The organism is Marinilabilia rubra, assembly GCF_003121985.1.
GTDB classification, from domain to species: Bacteria; Bacteroidota; Bacteroidia; order Bacteroidales; family Marinilabiliaceae; genus Marinilabilia; species Marinilabilia rubra.
The window spans coordinates 271,119-277,382 of the sequence record NZ_QEWP01000007.1 but is presented as its reverse complement, the minus strand read 5'-3'; the positions used below and the strand labels follow the sequence as shown (position 1 = coordinate 277,382).

The following is a 6,264-nucleotide window of genomic DNA, read 5'->3' as shown; positions in this document are numbered from 1 at the left end:
TTTATTGTTAAATAAATCACAGCAAATATATGAAGAAAATTCGACTATCATCCCGAAAGGGGTGAGTTGCGTCTGCTTACCAATCTTCAAATCAAGCACTTAGGCTTTGTAAGCCTGACGGCTATGCTCTCATGAGGTCGTAGCTGCTTCCATTGGGATACGCTCCTACTACTGTAAAATCCGAACTGTGAGAGATACATTTATGTCCAACTCCCGCCGGAATAACGACGATATCCCCGGCTTCTATTTTTACCTTTTCTCCATTTTTTCCTCCTACATGGAGCAATGCACTACCCTGAAAGCAACCTAATACTTCGTGACTTGTACTGTGATAGTGATGATATGGGAAAATGCCCCAACGCCATGAATTATACCAATTGTTTTCTTTAAAGTGCTTTTCCAGCCATGTGGCACCTTTATCCTTACGACCTTCAAAAGCATCACGGTAAAGCAACAAAGGATGTTTGCTGTTTGGTATATTTCCATCATCCTTAAAATGAAATTGTTCTGGAGTTGTTGAATTCATATTTGATTGAGCTTTTTTGGATAAACCAAGGATCAAAAACATCCCGGCCAATCCACTTGTTTTGAGAAATGATCTTCGGCTTTCCATATTTTTATCCCGCAGAAGTTTTTAAATCATATGAAGCTTAAAAGGAAATTTAAGGTCGTATTATATTTTACCGGGTAAAAAGCCCGTTTTAGCTTTGTTTTCTTATCAGTCGAAAACCATAGGTTTATGAAATCTGAATATTCATAAGTACGTGTGCACTTAAATTTCTGATATGTTTTTAATAGTTTGAGAACTATCGACTATAACTATTCACTAACCCCTATTTATACCCTCTTAATTGTGGAACCACTTTACTTCCATATAGTTCAATGCTTTTCATCAGGTCTTTATGTTTAGGGCCACCTACATCTATGTGAGCAATGAAGCGATCTAAACCAAACATTTCGATGGTGTTAGAAATTTTATCTGCCACTTCATTGGGTTCGCCCATATAAAGAGCTCCTTCAGGACTCATTCCTGCCAGAAACTGTCGCCGGGTAAAAGGTGGCCATCCTCTTTCTTTGCCAATCCGGTCCATCTGAGCCGCATAAAGCGGATAGTAGTTTTCCAGAAGCTCATCTCTTGATTTGGTTAAAAACGTATGTGAATGTACGCCTATTTCCATTTTTTCTTCATCATGGCCATGCTTGAGATATTCCTCCTTGAAAAAATCCACCAGAGTTTTGAATTGTCTGGGCATGCCACCAATAATGGCAAACATTATAGGCAGTCCGAGTCTGGCAGCCCGTTGAATGGATTCAGGAGTTCCTCCCACTGCAATGGAGACTGGCAATGGTCTTTCCGGTCTGGGGTAGATGGTTTGCTCTTTTAGAGGCGCCCGGAATTTCCCTTCCCAGGTAATGGACTCTTGCCGATTCAGTTTAAGAAGAAGATCCAGCTTTTCATCAAACAGTTGGTTGTAATCCTTCAGTTCGTAACCAAACAGTGGAAATGACTCGGTAAAACTGCCCCTTCCGGCAATGATTTCAGCCCGGTTATTGGATAGCAGATCAAGGGTAACATAGTCCTGCCATACTTTAACCGGATCGGCCGAGCTTAATACCGTTACGCCACTGGCCAGTTTTATTTTGCTGGTAGCCGTTGCTAAAGCAGAAAGCACCATTTCAGTTGAAGATACAGCATAATCTGGCCTGTGATGTTCCCCAAGCACAAAACTGTCGAGCCCCAATTTTTCAGCCAGTTTTACCTGTTCTATCATCTCATTTAGGCGCTCCTTTGGGGACTGAAAATTATTATTTTGATTGTTGAAGGTGAGGTCACCAAACATGCCTATTCCTAACTCCATGTTCATTGAATTTATGGTTTTTCAATAAACCGGGAATGAAAGGGTAATGTTTATATTTTGATAGTTAAAAATGGCGGTTTAAAACTGCCAGACCTGATTATTTTTTAACAAATTTCACCACCTCCCTCAAGTTTTTGTTTGAGCCGGCAAAGAAGTAAGTACCGGGTTTCAGTCCTGAAATATTGAGAGTAACTTCATTGTTTCCATTGCACTTACCAGCCATGATTTCTTTCCCCTGAATGTTGTTAATGGTATAAATGAAACGATGACCTGAGGGGTTTTTCAGGATGATCTCATCTTCTGCAGGGTTAGGATATATTTCGAATATTTTGTCAGTTGATTTAGTCTCCGTCTTAGCTAATGAAGTGGGGGGATCCGGTAATTCAAGTTTATACAATCGGTATTGGCCGTTGTAGTAGGCATGAAAGTAAAGATAACCGTCTATTTCAGTAAAACTCCCGGGATCTGAACTATTGGATAAATATCCCAGATTATAGACCATAGAGGTGCCTTCCGCCGTCCCGTCGGTTTGCCATAGTTCAGTACCATTGGTGCCATCATTGGCTGAAAAATAAAGACGACCAGCTGCTTCGTAAAACTTCGAAGGATACGAATGCCCATAAGGGGTACCTCCCGGTTCTTCATTAATATTTTTAAGCATGTAGGTGCCTTCTTCGGTTCCGTCGGATATCCAGAGTTCCTGGCCATATGTACCGTCATGTGCCTGAAATATTAGCTTGCCATTGTAGCTGATCAGTTCATCAGGGAATGAAGACCCGCTGCTTCCGGGCCATATGTCCTTCACGAGGTAAGCCTTTCCGGTGTTTTGGTTATAAGCCCAGAGTTCGGAGCCGTAATCGGAATGATAGGCTCTGAAAAAGACCAGCGTGTCAACCTGGGTAAGGTGGTAAATGGAAGAGCCCGATCCTCCCGGATTTATTTCATCGGCCATTTCAATTGTTCCGGGAAGCCCTGTTGACCTGGCCAATTCGCTGCCAAAACCTGTAAAAGTATTGCTGAAGTAAAGTGTATCTCCTGCAACGATGATTCCGGAAGGATTGTTTCCTCCAATAATTAAGGTGTTGGCTGATGTGGCATCAGAGCGGTAAAGAGCATTGGGTGATGCTTCACAATCTTCGGCGGCAAAGATGAGAATGTCTTTAAAATCGGTCAGTTCATGGGGATAGGATGGCTGGTTTTCACAAATATCTTTAACCATGTCCGTGCCTTCTGAAGTACCGTCAGATACCCAAAGCTCCAAGCCGATAGTTGGTCTGTAGGTTCTGTAAAAAAGCAGTCCCCCGGATTCGGTTAACATGTGGTTATTCTCTATTCCGGCATCGTCCACGTCGGCGATCCATTCTGTCCCTCCTTCTGTACCATCGGTTTTGAAGAGTTGTTTAGTTACGCTGAGACTGTCGGCAATAAAAAACAACACATTGTTTACCACCTCAAAACTATGAGGATATGCCCGTCCCGCAGGATTCAAATCCATAACTTCATAAGTGCCTGCTTCTGTGCCATCAGATCGCCAAAGTTCTGAGTCAAAATCGCCTGAATGTCCCGGAAAGTAGAGAATGTTGTTGAGCACGGCAACCGATTGACCTCTGACTTCAAACGTTAGGGTTGAAGAAACCAGCTCGGGCTCCTGGCCTGTGACAGTCAGAAAAAGACCGAAGATAAGAATGGAAAGTGTAATTGTTTTTTTCATGACGGATGGGTTTAATTGAAGAAAATCGGTGAACGAGGGGGTAAAGTATATTTAAGTTATGACAAACAGATGGGGTTGTCAAGCAGTTTTTAAGGCTGAATGTATGTTGTTGAAAGGATTGAAAACGAAAACATGAGGTTTTCAAAGGGTGCAATTACTTTTTGGTTGAATTATCCGGGTTGAGTGAGTTACTTCCTCCTCCTTTTTGTTCCCCTTATAGCCTCTTCTTCCCAGGGATTATCGGGCCACACATGCTTGGGATAGCGGTTTTTGAGTTCTTTTCGTACTTCATAATAGGTGTTGTCCCAGAAACTTCGGAGATCGCTGGTAACCTGAACGGGTTTGAAACCGGGTGAAAGAAGATGAAGCAGTACGGGAGTTTGACCGTCGTTGATACGGGGGGTATCGGCCAAACCGAACATCTCCTGCAGGCGGACTGCCAAAACCGGTGCAGAACCGTCAGCCTGATAAGTCAGCTTGATGTTGGAACCACTGGGCACCTTGATGCGTGCCGGAGCCAGCCTGTCAAGGGCTGCCTGTTTGTCTATATCCAGATGATAGTGTAGCGAACTTTTGAGGTCCAGCTTTTTAAGATCTTCGTTGCGTTTGACATTGGTCAGATAGGGTGCCAGCCAAATTTCGCAGGTTTTAAGCAGGGTAGCAGTGGATACATCCGGCCAGTTTTCATTGTTTCGCCACTGGCGGAGGCTTAGTACCCGGTTTTGCCATTGTTCTACTTCTTGGTTAAAATCCAACAGTTTTTCTCCTTCTTTGAGGATGGCTGCGCAAATTGCTTTTGTAACCAATTCGGGATTTGGGTCGGTTATCTTTTTTGACTGCAAAACAAGGCTGCCGATGCGTAAATCCTGAGAAGCGATCAAACCACCTTTGCGGGTTTCCCATGTGATGGTGGAAGAAGCTTTCAGCATGGGACGCAAGTCGCCGGGATTGAGCGGTGCAGCCAGGAAAATCTTTCCCATACCGCTGCGTGCATCCAGGTGTGCTACAGCCAGCCATTGCTCATGTCCAAGGTCGTCTTTGTGGGAAGCCATGGCGTAACTCCCGTTGGAGAGCTGAAACCGTGCCTCATTGCCGGGACGGGCTGAGGCGATGCGTTCCGGGTAGGCATGGACCAGCATCAGTCCTGTATCAAACGGATCGAATGTCCCATTATCTGGTTTGCTGCTAAACATTTTGTTGTAATAATCAGCCACTTTTATTATTTGGTTCCAGCGTTTATTATGGCGTTTCTCCCTGCGTTGACGCCGCAACTCTTCAATGCGAAGGTTGATATCAATACCTGTTTCGCGTGGCATTGGATCCCGCTCTTCAAGTATGGCTGCCAAATCAGCTGCCAGTGGCAAATGCCTTGATTCTTTTGCCTTGAGAAGCATATGAGCAATTCGCGGATGACAGGGGAGTGTGGCCATATCTTTACCGTGTGGGGTAATTTTATTGTTTTCGAGCGCTTCCAGTTGTTGCAGAGTATCCAAAGCTTCCAGTACATGAGTTTTAGGGGGAGGCGTGGGCCAGTTAAGACTGTAAACATCATCTATTCCCCATTGAGCCATATCGAGCATCATCGAAGCCAAGTCGGATTCCTCAATCTCCGGAACCCGGTGTTCCTGCATGCGGTGTTCATCGGCCAAAGTCCACAGGCGGTAGCATTTTCCGGGGCCCAGTCGCCCTGCCCGCCCTGCCCGTTGATCAGCCGCATCCTTAGTGATTTCAATGGTGGTAAGGCGTGACAATCCGGTGCCGGGGTCGAATTTTATGGTGCGGCCATAGCCACAGTCCACAACTATTGAAACGCCTTCAATGGTTAAACTGGTCTCAGCAATGGAAGTGGCCAGCACCACTTTTCTTTGTCCGTTGGGATGAGGTAAAATGGCTGCAAGTTGTGCTTTTGGGGGCAATTGTCCGTAAAGCGGATGGATAGAAACCCCTTCCAGGTTATTCTTCAGGATTTCCTCGCAACGTCGAATTTCGCCCTCTCCGGGCAGGAATGCAAGAATGTCTCCCTTGTTGTTTTTTACAGCGGTTGAAATGACATTTGCTACATTCTCAGGGATCACCATCATATCCCGGTTACCAGTGTGTTCTATTTCCACAGGGAATTGTTTGCCGCTGCTTTCCACAGCGGGGGCCTTTAGCATCTGCGTAAGCTGAGGCATGTTGAGAGTAGCCGACATGACCACCAATCGCAGGTCGGGACGTAATATTTGCTGGGTTTCATGACTTAATACCAGAGCGATATCAGCAAAAAGACTGCGTTCATGGAATTCGTCGAAAATGACCATGGCGGTACCTTCCAGGGCATTGTCGTTTTGAAGCATCCTGGTTAGAATGCCTTCTGTAACGACTTCAAGTTGTGTTTGTTTACTGGTTTTATTATCGAAACGGATGCGATATCCAACGCGCTGGCCAACCTCTTCGCCTAACAGCGAAGCCATGCGCATGGCAATGGTCCGCGCTGCCAGTCGCCGTGGTTCAAGCATGATGATTTTTTTCCCGTTGACCCAGGGCTCATCCATCAGTGCAAGTGGCAAAAGCGTACTCTTTCCGGCTCCCGGAGGTGCCCCGAGAATGAGGGTATTTCCTTTTGCCAGTACATCCCTGACTTCAGGAATGACTTCGTTTATAGGTAGGTTAATATTGGAAGAATTGAATTGCACGTCCCCTTATTTTAGTTGT

4 protein-coding genes are annotated in these 6,264 nt (G+C 45.1%); all 4 read right to left on the bottom strand.

Annotation, left to right across the window (positions count from 1 at the left end; all coding sequences use genetic code 11):
* Positions 1 to 121: 121 nt before the first annotated feature.
* A complete protein-coding gene (locus DDZ16_RS10990) occupies positions 122 to 613 on the bottom strand; it encodes a cupin domain-containing protein (protein WP_198416702.1) in 492 nt (163 codons plus the stop codon).
* A 220-nt stretch (positions 614 to 833) separates the two neighbouring features.
* Positions 834 to 1,865 carry an Atu2307/SP_0267 family LLM class monooxygenase gene (locus DDZ16_RS10985; RefSeq protein ID WP_232526613.1) on the bottom strand — a complete coding sequence of 344 codons (1,032 nt, stop codon included), beginning with the start codon at positions 1,863 to 1,865 and terminating at the stop codon, positions 834 to 836.
* 91 nt (positions 1,866 to 1,956) lie between these two features.
* Entirely contained in the window at positions 1,957 to 3,570 is a 1,614-nt protein-coding gene (locus DDZ16_RS10980) for a T9SS type A sorting domain-containing protein (RefSeq protein WP_109264518.1), read from the bottom strand.
* 188 nt (positions 3,571 to 3,758) lie between these two features.
* The gene (gene hrpB, locus DDZ16_RS10975) at positions 3,759 to 6,245 is read right to left on the bottom strand and encodes an ATP-dependent helicase HrpB (protein ID WP_109264517.1); all 2,487 of its coding nucleotides are present in this window, start codon (positions 6,243 to 6,245) and stop codon (positions 3,759 to 3,761) included.
* Between the last annotated feature and the right edge of the window lie 19 nt (positions 6,246 to 6,264).